This is a genomic window from Moraxella bovis (genome assembly GCF_002014975.1).
GTDB classification, from domain to species: domain Bacteria; phylum Pseudomonadota; class Gammaproteobacteria; order Pseudomonadales; family Moraxellaceae; genus Moraxella; species Moraxella bovis.
The window spans coordinates 36,062-54,289 of sequence record NZ_MUXV01000002.1; the positions used below are offsets into that span (position 1 = coordinate 36,062).

The 18,228-nt window shown below is 44.9% G+C and carries 15 protein-coding genes; 8 read left to right on the forward strand and 7 right to left on the reverse strand.

The window, feature by feature from the left end; all coding sequences use genetic code 11:
* The first annotated feature begins 349 nt into the window (after positions 1–349).
* From B0182_RS00365 to B0182_RS00380, 4 genes are all read left to right on the forward strand, one after another.
* Positions 350–1,510, forward strand: coding sequence for an MFS transporter (locus tag B0182_RS00365; protein ID WP_078273155.1), 1,161 nt, complete (start codon positions 350–352; stop codon positions 1,508–1,510).
* A 186-nt stretch (positions 1,511–1,696) separates the two neighbouring features.
* On the forward strand, positions 1,697–2,482 hold the full coding sequence (locus tag B0182_RS00370) for a hypothetical protein (protein ID WP_078273047.1): 786 nt from the start codon (positions 1,697–1,699) through the stop codon (positions 2,480–2,482).
* Complete coding sequence (locus tag B0182_RS00375) at positions 2,482–2,934, forward strand: ATP-binding protein (RefSeq protein WP_078273048.1); 453 nt, start codon at positions 2,482–2,484, stop codon at positions 2,932–2,934. The genes B0182_RS00370 and B0182_RS00375 overlap by 1 nt, the downstream gene beginning before the upstream one ends.
* The gene (locus tag B0182_RS00380; protein WP_078273049.1) at positions 2,916–3,671 is read left to right on the forward strand and encodes a tRNA(His) guanylyltransferase Thg1 family protein; all 756 of its coding nucleotides are present in this window, start codon (positions 2,916–2,918) and stop codon (positions 3,669–3,671) included. The genes B0182_RS00375 and B0182_RS00380 overlap by 19 nt, the downstream gene beginning before the upstream one ends.
* A 216-nt stretch (positions 3,672–3,887) precedes the next feature.
* On the opposite strand, the gene B0182_RS00385 is transcribed toward B0182_RS00380, so the two are convergent.
* Together B0182_RS00385 and prfB are read right to left on the reverse strand one after the other, a co-directional pair.
* On the reverse strand, positions 3,888–5,414 hold the full coding sequence (locus tag B0182_RS00385) for a succinyl-CoA:acetate CoA-transferase ScpC (RefSeq protein ID WP_078273050.1): 1,527 nt from the start codon (positions 5,412–5,414) through the stop codon (positions 3,888–3,890).
* 164 nt (positions 5,415–5,578) lie between these two features.
* Positions 5,579–6,674, reverse strand: a protein-coding gene (prfB, locus tag B0182_RS00390) for a peptide chain release factor 2 (RefSeq protein ID WP_112742417.1) whose coding sequence is annotated in 2 segments (ribosomal slippage) — positions 5,579–6,601 and positions 6,603–6,674 — 1,095 coding nt in all. Because the reading frame shifts where the segments join, the coding sequence is not laid out codon by codon here.
* A 220-nt stretch (positions 6,675–6,894) separates the two neighbouring features.
* Between prfB and gltS the strand changes: the two genes are divergently transcribed.
* Positions 6,895–8,157, forward strand: a complete 1,263-nt coding sequence (gene gltS / locus B0182_RS00395; RefSeq protein WP_078273051.1) for a sodium/glutamate symporter — start codon at positions 6,895–6,897, stop codon at positions 8,155–8,157.
* Between the two features lie 725 nt (positions 8,158–8,882).
* Here gltS and B0182_RS00400 read toward each other — a convergent pair.
* The 4 genes from B0182_RS00400 to B0182_RS00415 form a co-directional block, all read right to left on the reverse strand.
* Positions 8,883–10,472, reverse strand: a complete 1,590-nt coding sequence (locus B0182_RS00400; RefSeq protein WP_078273052.1) for an inorganic phosphate transporter — start codon at positions 10,470–10,472, stop codon at positions 8,883–8,885.
* Positions 10,473–10,960: 488 nt separating this feature from the next.
* Positions 10,961–11,191: a hypothetical protein gene (locus B0182_RS00405; protein ID WP_078273053.1), complete on the reverse strand. Its 231-nt coding sequence runs from the start codon at positions 11,189–11,191 to the stop codon at positions 10,961–10,963.
* Between the two features lie 178 nt (positions 11,192–11,369).
* Positions 11,370–13,757, reverse strand: coding sequence for a penicillin-binding protein 1B (mrcB, locus tag B0182_RS00410; RefSeq protein WP_228157692.1), 2,388 nt, complete (start codon positions 13,755–13,757; stop codon positions 11,370–11,372).
* A gap of 336 nt (positions 13,758–14,093) precedes the next feature.
* Positions 14,094–14,990, reverse strand: a complete 897-nt coding sequence (locus tag B0182_RS00415) for a LysR family transcriptional regulator (protein WP_078273055.1) — start codon at positions 14,988–14,990, stop codon at positions 14,094–14,096.
* A 296-nt stretch (positions 14,991–15,286) separates the two neighbouring features.
* Here B0182_RS00415 and B0182_RS00420 point away from each other — a divergent pair, with 296 nt between their 5' ends.
* From B0182_RS00420 to htpX, 3 genes are all read left to right on the forward strand, one after another.
* Positions 15,287–15,889 (forward strand): nitroreductase family protein, encoded by a 603-nt coding sequence (locus B0182_RS00420; RefSeq protein WP_078273056.1) that lies wholly within the window; start codon positions 15,287–15,289, stop codon positions 15,887–15,889.
* A gap of 134 nt (positions 15,890–16,023) precedes the next feature.
* Positions 16,024–16,875, forward strand: a complete 852-nt coding sequence (locus B0182_RS00425; RefSeq protein WP_078273057.1) for a lytic transglycosylase domain-containing protein — start codon at positions 16,024–16,026, stop codon at positions 16,873–16,875.
* 162 nt (positions 16,876–17,037) lie between these two features.
* Positions 17,038–17,946 carry a protease HtpX gene (gene htpX / locus B0182_RS00430; RefSeq protein WP_078273058.1) on the forward strand — a complete coding sequence of 303 codons (909 nt, stop codon included), beginning with the start codon at positions 17,038–17,040 and terminating at the stop codon, positions 17,944–17,946.
* Positions 17,947–17,991: 45 nt separating this feature from the next.
* Here htpX and B0182_RS00435 read toward each other — a convergent pair whose 3' ends face one another.
* Entirely contained in the window at positions 17,992–18,192 is a 201-nt protein-coding gene (locus B0182_RS00435) for a hypothetical protein (RefSeq protein ID WP_143821626.1), read from the reverse strand.
* Between the last annotated feature and the right edge of the window lie 36 nt (positions 18,193–18,228).

Below are 18,228 nucleotides of genomic sequence, written 5' to 3' on the forward strand. Positions count from 1 at the left end.
GAAAAATCGCACGTTTTTCAAGAAAAAGTCCGCAGTTAATATTAAATCTCTTTCCAAACTAAGAATAAACCCTTATAAACACTGGGTTTAAAGTTTTTAAAAATCTATAAAAATCGGGGTTTGAAAAGAAGTCTATTGAAATATCAACAAGAATTTTGATGATAAAAAACAATCCAACCACTTAATTTTAAAAAATTAAGTTAAAATCTTAAAAATTTATACGATTAAGTGGTCGGATAGCCATTTTCCATGCAAAAATTGATTTAAAACGTTAAGCTTTCACCTTATTTTATAAAAATGTTATCAATGGTAGACACGCCCTATGTTACCTACTATCTTTGATAATGTCATGACCGCCCACAATCCCACTTTTACCCAGAAATTCACCATTGCCATGATTGGCTTTTTTGCCTTTTTACAGGTCTATTCAGTGCAGGCGATTTTGCCGGTACTCATGCAGGACTTGCAGGCAAGCGAAGTGCAAGTGGGGCTAGCGGTCGGGGCAACAGTCATGGCAATTGCCCTGATGTCGCCCTTTATGGGCATGCTCTCGGACGCCTTTGGGCGACGGCGGTTCATCATCGGCTCGCTACTCATGCTCGCCATTCCTACTTTCATGGTCGGCATGGCAAGGTCGGTGGACGGGCTGACTTTTTGGCGGTTTTTGCAGGGGCTTGCCGTCCCTGGTATCACGGTGGTACTCATTGCCTACATTGGCGAAGAGTACAGTGATAACATCGCTGGCATGATGAGCCTGTATGTAGCAGGCACGGTATTGGGTGGATTTAGCGGACGGTTCTTTGCAGGACATTTGCACGAATGGATAGGCTGGCGGTGGGGCTATGGGGTCATGGCAGTACTGACCTTGGTGGGGGCGGTGTGGGTACTAAAAAGCCTGCCCAAATCACAACATTTTAAAAAAAGCCAAAACTTCCAAGACGCCCTACGCCTGCTCCTATCCCACACCAAAAACCGCCATTTCGTGAGTGCCTGCCTACTCGGTGGCTGTGTACTGTTTAGCCTGGTGGGCTGTTTTACCTTTATCAACTTACACCTAACCGATGCCCCTTATCGACTCTTGCCGTCTCATCTGGCGAACATCTTTGCTCTGTATCTCATCGGCATGGTCATCACCCCTTTGTCTGCCAAAATCATCGCTCGCTTTGGCATGACGGACACTATCATCTTTGCCGTTATCTGCTCCATCACAGGGCTATTTATCACGTTATCCACCCCCCTACCACTCATCATCATCGGCTTGACCATCATGTCATCAGGGGTGTTCATTACGCAGTCGGCGACCATCAGCTACATCACAAGCCATGTCAAAGAAGGACGTTCGCTGGCATCAGGACTATACTACATGGGCTACTATGGTGGGGGTAGTGTCGGGGCGTGGATCTGTGCCATCGCCTACGCTCATGGTGGGTGGCTCTATGCTGTACTGACCATCTTTGGCGTGCAACTGCTGGCGTTAGGCGTGGTAATGGGTCTTATGAAAAAGGCGTGATGATAAAAGGTATTTTCAATGAACAGACCTTTTAAAATGACATATAAAAAATTACATTTAATCAAAAATTAACCTACAGCACCAGATGGATTGTTATTTACCCGATTTGCACATAAATCTACCCATTTTTACCGAATTTTTGCTACAATAGTACAACTTTTTATTTCCCTTTTATTTTTAGCATTTATGAATAACACTTACGACAGTCGCACGCAGGCGGATTTTTCTGGCGAACAAGCAGGATTTGAGCAAACAGGGTTCGCCTTTGAAAACGAAAATTTATTTGACAACATCGCCACCAGCATTCAAAATATCCTAACCAACATCAAACACAGCTACACTAACACCGCAAGCGATTTGGTTGATGAGATTTATGTAACAGGCAGTCAGGAGCAGATCAATGACGCCTTAAATCAATTTGTGGTGCAAAATGTCGGCATGGTGCTAGATTTACGCCTTGAACTTTTTGATGGCTTTTTAAGGCTCTACTGCACAGCAGATGTGCTAGACATGCACCTGTCGGTGGCTTGTAATTTTAAACTCACCGAAGCTCGTCTTGACCGTCATGTTCAGCGGTTCGCCTTTGAACAAATCTCTAACACCGACATCATCACCCTGCACAGCAAATCATGGTGGAAGACCCCTGCCATCAAGTTTGCCGTGCCTGCCTATCGCACCCTACTTAGAAAAGACCCCCTGCCCTTTTTGTTGTCGCTGTCGCCCAAACTCAAAGGCAAGCCCTTTATCGAGTATAAAGGTAACGTCATCTACTTAGAAATCGGACGTTGGCTCCCCGAGAACATCAAAAATTACCTAAAAAAAGCTCAGGTCAATCACGGCGTGGTCAAAAAAGAACAGCTTATCTTAAAAGTACAGCCCAACTTTGGTGATATATTGAGCTTTGGCGACCCAAATAATCCCATCATCACCGAAAAAGACAACCCTAATAAGGCGGGCGACAAAGAAGCCTAATGGAGCTTATCATTTTTATCGGCTTGCAAGGGGCGGGCAAATCCACGTTTTATAAAGAGCGGTTTATTGATACGCATATTCGGCTAAATGGCGATATGCTAAAAACTGCTCACCGTGAAAAACGGCTGTTTGGGGCGTGCCTAGACAGCAAAACCCCCACCGTGATAGACAAAACCAATCCGACCAGAGATGTCCGAGCGGATTATATCCGTTTGGCAAAGACTCATCATTTTAAAGTCATCGCCTATTATTTTGATGTGCCGTTTGATGTAGCACTTGCCAATAATAACAGACGACACGGCAAAGCCAAAATCCCTGAAGTAGGACTAAAATCAGTTGCCAAAGTGCTTAGCCGACCTGATTTTGATGAAGGTTTTGATAAGATTTTTGTGGTAAAAAATACTGGTGGCGACTTTGAAGTACAGGAGTATGTATGCGATTTAACGAATTAGACACAAGATTACGTCAATACGAAACCTTACATGACAGCTTTGTCTTGCCAGATGTTCATATGGTCGTGCGACTAGACGGACGGGGCTTTACCAAAAAGGCAGACGATGTTTGGCAGCTCAACCGTCCTTTTGATGACACCTTTCATCACGCCATGACCAAAACCACCGAACACCTGATGAATACTGGCTTTCGTGTAGTCTATGGCTACACCCAAAGCGATGAGATTTCTCTGCTGTTGCACATCGATGACGACAGTTTTAACCGCAAAACTCGCAAAATCATCTCACTATTGGCAGGCGAAGCAAGTGGGGTATTTAGTCTTATCATGAACGCCCCAGCAAGTTTTGACGCTCGCATTTGTGAATTGCCAACTCAAAAGCTCGTGCAGGATTATTTTAGCTGGCGACAAAAAGACGCTCAGAGAAACGGCTTAAACACGCATTGTTATTGGCTACTTAGAAAACAAGGACAATCACCAAAAGCAAGTGCCGATTTTTTATTATACAAATCAGTAGGCGAAAAGCATGAACTACTATTTCAAAACGGCATTAACTTTAATGACATACCAAATTGGCAAAAGCGTGGTGTGGGGATATATTGGCAAGACGTTCAAAAAGACGGCTTTAACCCCAAAACAGGCGAGCAGACAACCGCCTTACGCAGAACCTTGGCCATTGATGATAATCTGCCCATTTATGATGAGTATCGTGAAATGATTGGGGGTATGCTCGGTTAAATTTAACCTTTAAAATATGATGTTGTTCAATAAAAAATATCATCATCAAAATACACCAACTGGCGTAATACACACCAATTTATCATTTCACCTAAAAGGTGCGTGGTACGCACCTTACAAAAAACCACATCAAGGGCAAATGCAATTTGCCGTTATAAATCCGCCCAAAAAAACACCCAAGCGACAACTTGGGTGTTTGTTTTGTCAAAGCGATGATTACTTGATACGCATATCGCCCGTTTCAACAAAACGTTGGTGCCATGATAGGGCTTCTAGCAATAGGTGCGGGGTGTGTACACCACCTGATTTTTGGCTTGCCACGAATGCACGGTCATAATAATCACGGAGCATATCACGGTAATCAGGGTGCGAGCAGTTGTCAATGATAAGTTTGGCACGCTCTTTTGGCGACTTACCACGCAAATCCGCCATGCCTTGCTCAGTTACAATAAACATCACGTCATGCTCGGTGTGGTCGTGGTGGCTTACCATTGGCACGATTGCCGAGATTGCCCCGCCTTTTGCGGTAGACGGGCTGACATAAATGCTAAAAAAGCCGTTACGGGTAAAGTCACCAGAACCGCCAATACCGTTCATCATGCGAGTACCCATGACGTGCGTTGAGTTTACGTTGCCATAAATATCCGCTTCAATCATGGAGTTCATGCCAATCACACCCAAACGGCGAATGACTTCTGGGTTGTTGCTGATTTCCATAGGACGAAGGATAATTTTGTCTTTTAAAAACTCAATGTTTTCGTTAAAGCGAGCCAGAGCATCTGGGCTAAATGACAAGGCGGTGGCGGACGCTGTTTTCATCTTTTTGGCAAGAATCAAATCAAGCATACCGTCTTGCAATACCTCGGTATAACCTGTCAAATCGTCAAATGGAGCGTCTAATAGTCCTGCCATGACTGCGTTCGCTACGTTACCCACGCCTGATTGAAGTGGCAATAGGCTCTTAGGCAAGCGACCTGCTTTAACTTCATGGTCAAGAAAATCAATGACTTGGGCGGCGATACGCTTAGAGATGTCATCGGGTTCTGCAAACTTAGAGTTACGGTCACCTGCGTTGGTAAATACAATCGCTACGATTTTGTTGGGGTCAATCGCTAGCCCTGTGGTGCCGATACGGTCAAACGCCCCTACCACAGGAATCGGCTTGCGGTGCGGTGGCAAGCCTACATCGCCATAGATGTCATGCATACCTTCTAAGCCTGCACTTAGGGCAGCGTTAATCTCAACGATGACTTTGTTGGCATTTTTAACCGCTTCTACGCCATGACCGATACCCATCGCAAAAATCAGCTCGCCATTTTCGGTAATGGCGGTCGCCTCAACGATAGCCACATCAAATTTACCATAAAAGCCTTGACGCATTTGCTGTTCAACGTGCGATAGGTGCATGTCTTGATAAGCAATCTCGCCTGCGTTAATGCCGTTACGCAGGGTTGGGTCAGACTGAAATGGTGAGCGAAAATGCAAGGCTTTGGCTTCGGCAAGCACGCCATCACACTCAGGGGCGGTGGACGCACCTGTTACCATACCTACGCTAAATTTTTCGCCTTTGGCGTGAGCGTCTTTGGCTTTGTTGGCGATGGCGGTTGGCATTGCTTTAGGATAACCTGCCCCTGTAAAGCCTGTAACAGCAAGCATCATGCCATTTTGGATAAATTGGGCAGCTTCATCAGCACTCATTACCTTTTCACGCAAAGTAGCGTGGCGAACACGGTCAATTGACATAATCATTCCTTATTGAAGTCATGGAAATTAAAAATACCCTTTTAAACAGGTGCTAAGATTTTAACACCTGTTAGGGATAAAATAAATAGTTTGTTACAATATTTAGCAGGATTTTTTGATAGGCAAAATCAATCATTACCATTTATCATAATTGATTTTAAAAATCACAATCCCGCCTTTAAACTTGCCACAATAAACTTATCCAAATCACCATTTAACACCGCTTGTGTGTTGGACGTCTCAACGCCCGTACGTAAATCCTTAATGCGTGAATCATCAAGCACATAGGAGCGGATTTGCGACCCCCAACCGATGTCAGATTTGCTGTCTTCTAAGGCTTGCTGTTTTTCCATGCGTTTTTGCATTTCAAGCTCGTAGAGTTTGGCACGAAGCATTTTCATGGCGGTATCTTTGTTGGCGTGCTGTGAACGCTCGTTTTGACACGCCACGACCACGCCTGTGGGCCCGTGCGTGATACGCACGGCAGAGTCGGTGGTATTGACGTGCTGACCGCCTGCCCCACTTGAACGATAGGTATCGATACGTAGGTCGGCAGGATTGATGTCAATCTGCACGTTGTCGTCAATCTCGGGGGAGACGAACACTGCCGAAAATGACGTATGACGACCGTTGTTGCTGTCAAAGGGAGATTTACGCACCAAACGATGAACGCCAATCTCGGTGCGAAGCCAACCAAAAGCATAATCACCCTTGACCGCAATGGTTGCCGACTTAATGCCTGCCACACCGCCTTCGGAGACTTCTAAAACTTCCGCCTTAAAGCCATGCGACTCGCACCAACGCAGATACATACGCAAGAGCATCTCCGACCAGTCTTGGGCTTCTGTCCCGCCAGAGCCTGCCTGTATGTCTAGGTAGCAGTTGTTAGCGTCCATCTCGCCGCTAAACATACGTTTAAATTCTAGGTCTTCCACGCTTTTTAGGGCATCATCAAGCTCGGCTTGCACGTCTGCCAGTAGGCTCTCATCGTCTGCTTCTACGGCAAGCTCTAACATGGCGGCAGCGTCATCTAGCTTGACGGTCAAGCCGTCCACCACGCCCACGATACCATCTAGGACGGATTTTTCTTTGCTGATTTTGGTGGCAAGCTCAGGGTCGTTCCAGATGTCGGGGTTTTCTAGTTCTAGATTAACTTCTTCTAGGCGTTCTTTTTTGCTTTCGACGTCAAAGATACCCCCAAAGCTCTTTGCCACGAGCGTGTAGGTCTTTGATTTGTTCTTGGTATGGGGCGATTTCCATGATGATTACCTTAAAAAATAAAAAGCGTATTATAACAAATTTTCTCTACAAATGCGAAAAAACAAGCACAACTAAAACACATGATTTGCTTTATTGTAACTTTTTGTTTATAATACACTATTTTCAACTGATTTTTGTAAATCATTGAAAATTATATCTTTAAAAAATTAACAATCAATTAAGCTCTTTTAGGGCATATTATTTTAAATAAGGAGTTTACATGGAACTCACCGAAATCACGCTAAACGGCTACTATACGCTGATTTTGGCGACCATTGTCCTACTGGTGGGGCAATTTTTGGTTAAAAAGATTAAATTTTTAGAAGATTTTAACATCCCTGAGCCTGTGGCAGGTGGCTTACTTGCAGCTGCCATCATTTATTTTTTAAATTTCCAATATGGCTACGTTTTTAACATCCAAAAGGAACTCCAAACCGCCTGTATGCTCATGTTTTTCTCATCCATCGGCTTGTCGGCAGATTTTCGCCGTCTAAAAGCAGGTGGGTTACCACTGATTATCTTGACAGTACTGGTTGGCTTTTTCCTACTTATACAAAATGGGGTGGGTGTGGCACTGGCATCCATGCTCGGACTTGACCCTATCATGGGTCTGGTGGCAGGTTCTATCAGTTTGATTGGTGGTCATGGCACGGCGGGTGCGTGGGGGGCAACCCTTGAAAACGACTATGGCGTAACAGGGGCGATTACCATGGGTATTGCGGCAGCGACTTATGGCTTGGTGGCAGGCGGTCTTATCGGCGGCCCTGTGGCAAAACGTCTTATCAAAAATATGGGCATACAAACTGTTAATACCGCACCAAACAACGCCAATCTTGAAAAAACAGACGGTAGTAATGATGCCAACAACACCGTGTTTGAAAAGTCTGACAGTGTCCGCCTGATTACTGCTGTGTCTGCGGTGGAGACTTTGGCTTTGTTTGCTGTGTGTTTGGTGGCTGCCGACTATATGAGCGGTGTCGCCAAAGACATCGAGTGGTTAGCTCAGCTTAAAGTTCCAACCTTTGTATGGGCATTGGCTACAGGCGTGATTTTGCGTAACGTTTTGACCAGTCTTTTTAATTTTGATATGTTTGACCGTGCCATTGATGTGTTTGGTAATGCGTCTTTGAGCCTATTTTTGGCAATGGCACTCATGTCATTAAAGCTGTGGGAACTTGCCGACTTAGCAGGTCCTTTGGTTATCATCCTAGTTGTACAGACCATTGTGATGATTTTGTTTGCCTATTTTGTGACGTTTAGAGTCATGGGCAAAAACTACGATTCGGCAGTACTGGCGGCAGGTCATTGTGGTTTTGGTATGGGTGCAACCCCCACCGCCGTGGCAAACATGCAAGCCATTACCGACCGTTATGGTGTGTCCCACAAAGCATTTTTGATTATCCCGATGGTAGGGGCGTTCTTTGTGGACTTGATGAACCTAGTGGTGCTACAAGGCTTCTTGATGTTGCCATTTATGAAATAATCGGCATAAATAAAAAGGCGTATCGTTGGGTACGCCTTTTTTGTTGGTAAATCTCTCATCAAATCCGACAATCCACCACCTCCCACCCCTGCTCTGTTGCATGAGCGGTTAATACCTCATCAGGGCAAACACACACCGCCTTATCAGCAAAACTCAAAAGCGGTAAATCTTTTTTGAATCTGAATAAGCGATGATTTTGTCAAAATAAACACCGTTGTTATTGGCGTATTTTATCTGGGGCATGCCTATCATTGATAACATTTTTATAAAATAAGATGGAAATTTAACGTTTTAAATCAATTTTTGCATGAAAAATGGCTGTCCGACCACTTAATCAAGCAAATTTTAAGATTTTAACTTAATTTTTTAAAATTAAGCGGTGGGATTATGGCTCGAAATCAAAAACTTGTCTGATAGTCTGATAGTCTGATAGTCTGATAGAATGACCATCAAACTTCACTTTTTCCTTGAAAAACGTACGATTTTTCGTGATTTTCATTGCAAATACCAAAGGTAAGCACGCCCTAATAATTTTGAAGTTTTAGACCGTATTTACAATCATCTAAGACAATATACCCACAAAAAAGAGCGATAAACACGCCCTTCTTTATGTTTTTAATAGACCTCTTGCGAAATTACAATTTTATTGAGCTTGTCAAAATTCCAAATCCAATAAAATCAAGGTTTGCAAGCCAAAATTTTGAATTTCTCAAGAATTCTAATCATCAACCAAATATCGCCGACAATGCCAAAAACGCCATGGCACTAATCGTCCCTGCTGCAGGAAGTGTGATGACCCACGCAAGCCCGATGGGTTTCATGAGTTTCCAGTTGGTGCTTTTGTTCACAAGTCCAATACCCAGCACCGCCCCAACAAGGATATGCGTACTAGACACAGGAATGCCAAGGCTTGACGCTCCCATGACGACCGCCGCCGCCGCAAGCTCGGCAGAAAAGCCCGATGCTGGGTGCATTTCGGTCAAATTCGTACCGACGGTCTGAATAACTTCTTTACCAATAAACCAAAGCCCCACGATAAGCGACACACCAAAGGTAACAAGTACAGGGGCAGGCACGGTCGCTTTGGTAGCAATGGCGTTTTCACGGATAACGTCCATAATCGCCACAAAAGGCCCGACAGCGTTGGCGATGTCGTTCGAGCCATGGCTAAACGCAAACGCACAAGCGGTAAACACCTGCATCCAGCTAAACATGATAAAGGTCGCCTTACCCAAATCCTCTTTGTGCTTGCCACGAATGGTCTTGGTATAGATAAAGGCGGTGAGCCACACCATCGCCCCAATCATGCCCATGACAAGGGCAGAATGCAAGGTGGATAGGTTTAGCCCTGTGTTTTTTAAACCCTTAAACACCACCATCGCTGTCATCACGACCGCACCCAAAGCAGCGATAAGTGGTACCCATGTTTTTAGGGCTTTTAGGGTATCAAGATTGTCTCTTTTGTTTTCTAGGGCGTATAATTCTTTGTAATAGCCCGTTTCAAGCTCATCGAGACTGTCCGTCTCTTTATAGACTTCTTGGTCTCGCAACAGGGCGGTTGTATAAGGCAATTTCTCAGAATCGCTTAATTTTTCAAAATGCTCTTTTTGGCGGGCTTTTAGGGCTTTTTTCTCTGATTTTAGGGCTTTGACCTCAAGCTCCATTTTGTCATTATATGCCAAAATGTTCTTTTTGATAAGCCCATAAATCACATAAGACAACGCCCCACCAAGTACAGGCGACAGCACCCACGATAGGGCAATCTCACCAATCTTTGACCATTTGACAGTAGATAAGGCAAGCTCAGACCCACCCAAATTCACACCAAGTACAATGCTTGACCCCACGATACCACCAATGATGGCGTGCGTGGTTGAGACAGGCAAGCCTCTTTTGGTGGCAAACAGTAGCCAAAATGCTGCTGCGATGAGTGCCGAGAGCATGAGATAAATAAACTGGTTAGGCGACACCCCCAAATCCGAGATATCCACAATGCCACTACGGATTGTATCGGTAACGGCAGCTCCAGCAAGCACCGCCCCCGACACCTCAAAAATTGCCGCAACCGCCAAGGCTTGGGTAACGGTAAGCGTCCCTGCTCCGACTGACGTACCAAAGGAGTTAGCAACATCGTTACCACCGATGTTAAACGCCATAAAAATCCCAAAAAATGATGCCACCAAGAACAGCACGACTTGCTGATGATTGGTATAATCAAGTCCCCACATCACAAAATAAATGCTCATGCCCGCAAGAAGCAACGCAAAAAAAACATTAGCAGCAAAAGGAGTATTCTGCTTTGTTGAAGTTACCATAAAATCCGCCAAGGGTTGGTTAAATTAAAAGAATATCACAATAAAAAAGCCCCACCCATTTAACTCCTTAAATGGGCAACGCCACTACTATTTAATCCAAATCGTCATGGATAGGGCGTGCCTGCCTTTTGTATTTGCCATGAAAAATGAGAAGAATCGCCCGTTTTTCAAGGAAAAAAGTGAAGTTTGATGGTCGTTCTATCAAACAAGCTTTTATTATAAAAAAATCCGACCACTTGATTTTAAAAATTAAGTTAAAATCTTAAAAATTTACACAGTTATACACAGTTAAGTGGTTCGATAGCCATTTTCATGCAAAAACAAGTAGTTTATTTCTACAATATTTTTAAATTTTAAATTGTGTTATAAAGGACAGGCACGCCCTAACATGAGTTTATCCAAAAATTGTTGCATTATAAAAGTCAAATATGACAGTTATATGACAATTTTAACACATTTCATAAGTTTTGGAAAAATGTATCAAAATGTTATGATTGTTTGCTTCTTAACAGCATTAACGTGCCTGACAACAAAACATCTCGCCTGCCCCCATCAGAAGTTCTAGCACACTTTTCAATGCGTTTGACATAGCTAATATCATTCATCAAAGACGATGCTTGTTCTTCATTAAGTACATCATCTTGCAAGCGGTTAAACGCTTGTCCATACAGTTTGTCAAGGTTGTCGGCATGACAAGCAAGCTCATCGATATGAGCCATCCACTCATGCAAGATGGTGTAGGTAGTTTTCGCGTTTCATGATAGATGCGGCATGATTGATGTGTGGCATGAACAAAAACCACGACAATCCTATTTTACAGTTTTGTCACTATTTTGCCATAAATCAATGATGGTAGTATTGATTTGATTTTGCAAATGGTTTTTAGGCGTGCTGATGTCAAAAACTCTCTTCTACCTCGCCATAGACCACCTCTTCTTCCACGACATCATGAGCCACCTCGCCATAGACCACCTCGCCATCGTCAATGACTTCATCAGCTGTCCCGCTTGGTTCATTATGATAATACTCTTCACTCAGACAAGACGTGCTTTGTTTGGGGGCATGTTCTGCCAATACTGGCACATACATGGCATGCTCGCAGGCTTCATCGGAGAGCAGTCCTGTCTCGCCATCGAGCCACAGCCACGCCACTTTATCACTCTCATCAAGACGCACAGGGGCTAAGTTAAGCCGTCTCATATAATCCGTCCAAATCGGCAACGCTCCCGACCCCCCTGTCAGTCCAATGGGCTTATTATCATCACGTCCAACCCACACCACCGAGACGTAGTTGCCACTAAACCCTGCAAACCACGCATCACGAGCGTCATTGGTCGTGCCTGTTTTACCAGCGAGTTTATAAGTACTGCCAATGTTGCCCATGCCTTTGGCGGTGCCATCTTTGACCACTTGTTGCAGACCGAAGTTTGTCACCGTCATGACCTCAGGCGGTATGCGTGCCGTCAATTTGATATTGTCATCTGTTCGCTGAATCACTTTGCCTGTCTCGCTGATGACCTGACGAATGCTATGAATGGGGGTGTGATAGCCACCACTGGCAAAGACCTGATATACACCGAGCATGTCCATGGGCGACAAATCAACCGCCCCGAGCATGACCGATGGGTAGTGAGGGACTTCACTCGCCACTCCCAACTGACGTAGCTGTTTGGCAAACACATCTACCCCAAAATCCATGCCAATATTGACCGCTGACTGGTTATAAGAATTGGCAAGGGCGGTGAGCATAGGGACATCGCCATAGCTTCTACCAGCATAGTTTTTGGGTGTCCATGATTTGCCACCAGCAGGATAGGCGATGGGTTCATCTTTGACAGGGGTTGCCCAGTGGTATTTACCCGACTGGATGGCGGTCATGTAGATGACAGGCTTTAACAGCGAGCCGACCTGTCGTTTTGAATCAATGGCACGGTTAAACCCCGTAAAGTCACTGGCACTGCCCACGATGGCAACGAGCTCACCCGTGGCAGGGTCAGCACTGACCAATGCCCCTTGTAGCTTCTTGTTTTTATTGCCTTTTTTATTTAAATGTTCACTAATGGCTTTATCTGCCGACATTTGGGCAATCGGGTCTAGCGTGGAGATGATTTTTAGCCCTGCCCCACGCAAATCGCTGTCTTTATAATACTGTCTTAGCTCACGGCTGACCGCATCAAAAAAATCAGGGAATTTGGGCTTGGCGATGGCAGGGGTTTTAACCACGCCCAGTGGTCGCTCGGTTGCTTCGTTATACTCATCTTGGCTGATTTTACCCATGATTAGCATGTTATGTAGCACGGTATTACGGCGTTCGGTCGCCCGCTCGGGGTGCTTTCTGGGATTATAATAGCTTGACCCTTTGGCAACCCCAACCAGCAAGGCATACTGGTCAAGACTTAGCTCTGATATAGGCTTGTCAAAATAAAAATGCGATGCAATGCCAAAGCCATTGACCGAACGATTGCCATTTTGCCCCAGATTAATCTCATTTAAATACGCCAGCAAAATCGCATCTTTGCTATAATGACGCTCTAACAGCAGAGCCATCAAGGCTTCATTTGCCTTGCGTTTTAGGGTGCGTTCGGAGTTTAGGTAGAAGTTTTTGATGAGCTGTTGGGTAATGGTTGAACCGCCTTGACGTTCGCCCCCTGTGATGTTGGAGAGCAACGCTCGGCTCGTGCCACGCAGTGAAATGCCATAATGCTCATAAAAACCACGGTCTTCGGTCGCAATGAGTGCATCCACCAACTGCCTCGGCATGGTATCTTTGGTCAGCAAAATGCGGTCTTCGTTATTCTCAGGATAGATACCGCCAATGTTAATCGGCTCTAAACGCACCACCCCATCTGTATTAGGATTGGTGCTTTGGATTTTGGCAACCTTGCCAGCGTTAAAGGTGATTTTTAGCACCTGTGCTGGGTCTATCTCGCCATCGCCATAATCAAACCCCCGTGTATGCACCGTGTAGGTATTGCCCGATTTCTCATAACGCCCCGTCTGATTGACATCGCCTTGGCTATATCCTAACATGTCAAGCCACGCCTTAAAATTGGCATCAGAGACCACCACGCCCCGCTCCAAATCTAGGGGGCGAGAATAGACCGTGGCAGGAATGTCCCAACGGCGATTTTCAAATTTACTGACAATCTCGCTGTTTAATTTATAGGCATACATCGCCAAAAACACAAGTCCTGCGATGATGATAACCAACAGCAAAAACCCAACAAGCATCAGCCCCTGTTCTGATTTTGGTGAGCGGTTGGGGATTTTTTTATGATTTAGCATGATAATCATTGTTAAAATGTGAAAAGTGTCATATCATAACGTTAAAATCAGGCATTTGGCAAGTGAAAAAACCATGGAAAACCGCCCAAATGTTACAGATGGCTGACAGGATATGATTAGAGCCTACCAAGCATTGATAACATTTTTATAAAAAGAAAACAAAATTTTACCCCATTCTCAACCTTGTATGAGTGATTGATTTATCAAGGGCAAATTGCAATTCGCCCCTACAACCCGAAAATAATCATTGAAAAATCAATAAGTTAATATTTTAAGTTGAGATTGAAGTAAATTTTAAAAATTTTAATCTATTTTTGCATGAAAGATGGCTAAATTCTAACCATCCAATTTTTCCACCATAAAATCAATAAACGCCCGTACTCTGGCACTCAAAAACGCCCTATCCACATACACCGCATAGAGCGTGACCGACAACAGCTCATAATCAGCAAGCAGTCGCACCAGTCGCCCATCTGCCAAATCATGCTCAACAAGCCAGCTTGGGGCATAGCCAATACCTGCCCCTGCCCGTACCAGCTCACTAATCATGGGTGTGTCATTACTGTACATGGACGGCTTGAGGTTTAGTACAAATTCCGCTTGCGTGGCGTGATGATAAATGGACACGCTGTCCATTTTGACATACGTTGGCAATATCACCCGATGACAAGCAGGGTCGTTTAGTTCATCGGGCGTGGTCGGCGTGCCATGGCGTGACAGATAATCAGGGCTTGCCACCAGATAAAAATCCATGCGTGTCAAAGGGCGAGCTATCAAAGACAGCTTGGGGTCATGAGTGATTCGCAGTGCCAAATCAAAACCATCCGCCACCAAATCCACGAACTGATTAGACAGCGAGACATTTAAAGTCACGTCAGGATAACGTGCCTGAAATTCACTCAAATAGCCTGCCATCTTGGGATTGGCAAACCATCTGGGCATGGTGATTTTTAACATGCCACGCACGCCATCGGTTGCCCCTTGGGCGGTCTCTTTGGCACTGTCTAACAGTTCCAAGGCATACAGCGACTCACGGTAATACTGCTCGCCTGCATCGGTCAGATGAATGTTGCGACTGTTTCTGTGTAACAGCTTGGTGCCAAGCGTGCGTTCTAAATGAGCGACGTGCTTACTGGTCATCGCCACCGACATATCTAAGCTGTCGGCAGATTTGGTAAAACTGCCTGTCAAAACCACTTGATGAAAAACTTTGATACTGGTAAGTGTGTCCATGTTAGGGTTCTTTGTTATTGATTGCTTGATATTTTGCCATAGGTTTTGTGGGGGGTATGTTGAGTACACCCTTTGATGGCATTACCATGCAAGGCGTGCTCAGCACGCCCCTACATCCAAACATCATTGTGTTTGTAGTAATTTTAAAGTTTATTGTGTGTGCTTAACAAAACCATTTTACCATTATAAACCTTTTCTTAATAAGAAACAAACCTTTAACAAAATGGCTATTGTTTTCTTATTATTTTAATTTATAATAAATCCCATTCTATTCATTCTTAACATAAGGAATGCCCATGTCTGTTCAAACCCTACAAGCCACCGCCGAACTTCGTCGTTCTATCTATGCCCTAGACAAGAATAGCCCCCTAACCAGCATACAAATCGACCAAATCGTCGAACACGCCCTACTACATACACCATCATCCTTTAACTCACAGTCCACTCGCCTTGTGGTGCTACACGGGGCTGAACACGAAAAACTGTGGGATGCCACCACCGAAATTTTGCGTGCTATCGTACCTGCCGAGAATTTTGCCCCCACCCAAGACAAATTAAACGCCTTTAAAGCAGGGGCAGGCACGGTGCTGTTTTTTGAAGATACCGACGTGGTCAAAGGCTTGCAAGAACAATTCCCTGCTTATGCCGACAACTTCCCCATCTGGGCAGGTCACGCCAATGCCATGGTGCAGTACGCCATCTGGACAACCCTAGCTTCCGCTAATGTCGGTGCCAACTTACAGCACTACAACCCACTCATTAATGACTTCGTGGCAAGCGAATGGGACGTGCCTAGCAACTGGCAACTGGTCGCCCAAATGGTCTTTGGCGGTATTGTTGCCCCTGCTGGCGAGAAAACGTTTGTCCCTGTGGCAGAACGCCTAAAAGTCTTTGGTTAATCATCAGCCATAAAACAGACAGGTTGGCATAAAAACAGAGATAAAACCAAGATAAAAAATCTTGGTTTTATTTTTTAAAAAATAAATTTTTGTGTTATAATTAAGGTATTTACCATCTTAACAACCAAAAGACCATGACCAACATTCTTTTAAGTCCCCTACTGCTCGTCGCCCTATTCTCTGCTGTTGTCACACATGCCACAGCCAACACCATCTATGTCTACGAAGATGGCGATAACGGACAAAAATTTTTGACCAATGTTCAACAAAACGCCAGTGGCGCCAAAAAATTCACCCAAATCAGTGTTACCTATTACCCTGACACCAAATTACACTCCAATGGCAACATCCCTAGCACCTACAACCCAACGACCGCCGCCACACCCAGTCGCAGTGCCAACCGTAACGCCTACGACCACTTAATCCGTGCCGCCGCTGCTCGTCATGGCGTAGACCCTGCCCTTGTCAAAGCCATCATTCACACCGAATCTGCCTTTAACCCGAACGCTCGCTCACCTGTGGGGGCAATGGGACTTATGCAGCTCATGCCCAGTACTGCCCGAGACATGGGCGTAAGTAACGCTTGGGACCCCATCCAAAACATCGAAGGTGGGGTAAAATATCTTGCATGGCTACAACGCCAATTTCGCAACCGTGACCATGTCGTCGCCGCCTACAATGCAGGATTGGGCAATGTCCGCAAACATGGTGGCATTCCCCCATTTCGGGAAACTCAAAATTACGTCCGCTCGGTAAACAGCCGTTATGCCAGTCTCTATCGCCATGATACGGGTATTATCGGGGGTGGCACGCACTTGGCAATGAACCAAAACTTTACCACGCCCGCCCCGACCACCTTGCAAGTACCCAGCTCGTCAGGCGTTCAAAATGTCAGCATTACTTACACCACCCCAAATAATAACTACGCCACTCCGCAAAACCCCAGTGTTGGTAGTGGTTCAGGACGTATTTATATCCATAAATAATGTGCTTGTAACTGGTTTATTTTAAAAAATATCTAATTTTTGTAAAAATAATCAATCAGTTACACAACTACCATTTAAATTTTTAACGTTATACCCCATAATAGCAGTAATGCCAATGGGGGCATTTTTATTTTGCAACTTTTATTTTAAGGAAAATTTACCGTGTTACGCATTGGTTTATTTTTACTCACCAACGTCGCCGTCATGGTCGTGGCAGGTATCGCCTTTTTTATCCTAAGTAGAGTCTTTGGATTGGGCGGTGTGCATGGACCGGGCGGACTTCAATATGCTTCGCTTGCCATCTTATGCCTGTGCTATGGCATGATTGTCTCAATGGTTTCTTTATTTTTGTCAAAATGGATGGCAAAAAAATCCACAGGTACGGTCATCATTGAACGTCCCAGTAACGCCACCGAGCAGTGGCTTGTGGATACCGTCGCCAAACAAGCCAAAGCTGTCGGTATTGGCATGCCCGAAGTGGGTATTTTTGACAATGCCCAACCCAACGCCTTTGCCACAGGTTGGAACAAAAACTCTGCCCTAGTCGCTGTTTCATCAGGACTGCTACACACCATGACCGCCGATGAAGTCGAAGCGGTATTGGCTCACGAAATCGGACACATTGCCAATGGCGACATGGTAACGCTTGCCTTGATTCAAGGTGTGGTGAACGCCTTTGTCATGTTCTTTGCCCGTATCATCGGCTCATTTGTGGACCAAGTGGTCTTTAAAAACGAAAGCGACTCCCCTGGTATCGGCTACTTTGTAACCAGTATGGTTATGGACATCTTGCTTGGCTTTTTGGCAAGTGCCATCGTCATGTGGTTCTCTCGCTTGCGTGAATACCGTGCCGACGAGATGGGGGCAAAACTTGCCAGCCGTGACAAGATGATTAGCGCCCTAAACGCCCTACGTCCTGCCGAAGCTCTCCCCGATCAAATGCCAGAGAGCATGAAAGCCTTTGCCATTTCTAGCGGTCAATCCCAAGGATTTAGCATTGCCAATCTGTTCCGCACACACCCGACATTGGATGAGCGTATCTCGGCACTGCAAAAACTACCTGCCAATTAATATTGTCACAAATCACCTAGACCGTCAAAGTATTGGCGGTCTTTTTTAAGAAATGAAGTCACTATAAACAACGCCATCATCTTTCATAATAACCCAGCCCTGACAAATGGCTAACTGCATTAAAATTTTATCATCCTCGTTAGGAAAAACTGATTTAGCAATATCTAAATATTCTGTCTCATCAACCTGTTTATCTTTTTTTTGACCCAATGTGACAAACTCTGCTAATTTATCTTTTAGTCTCATGACGCCACCTTTAACCAAAAGCGTATTTCCTATTCT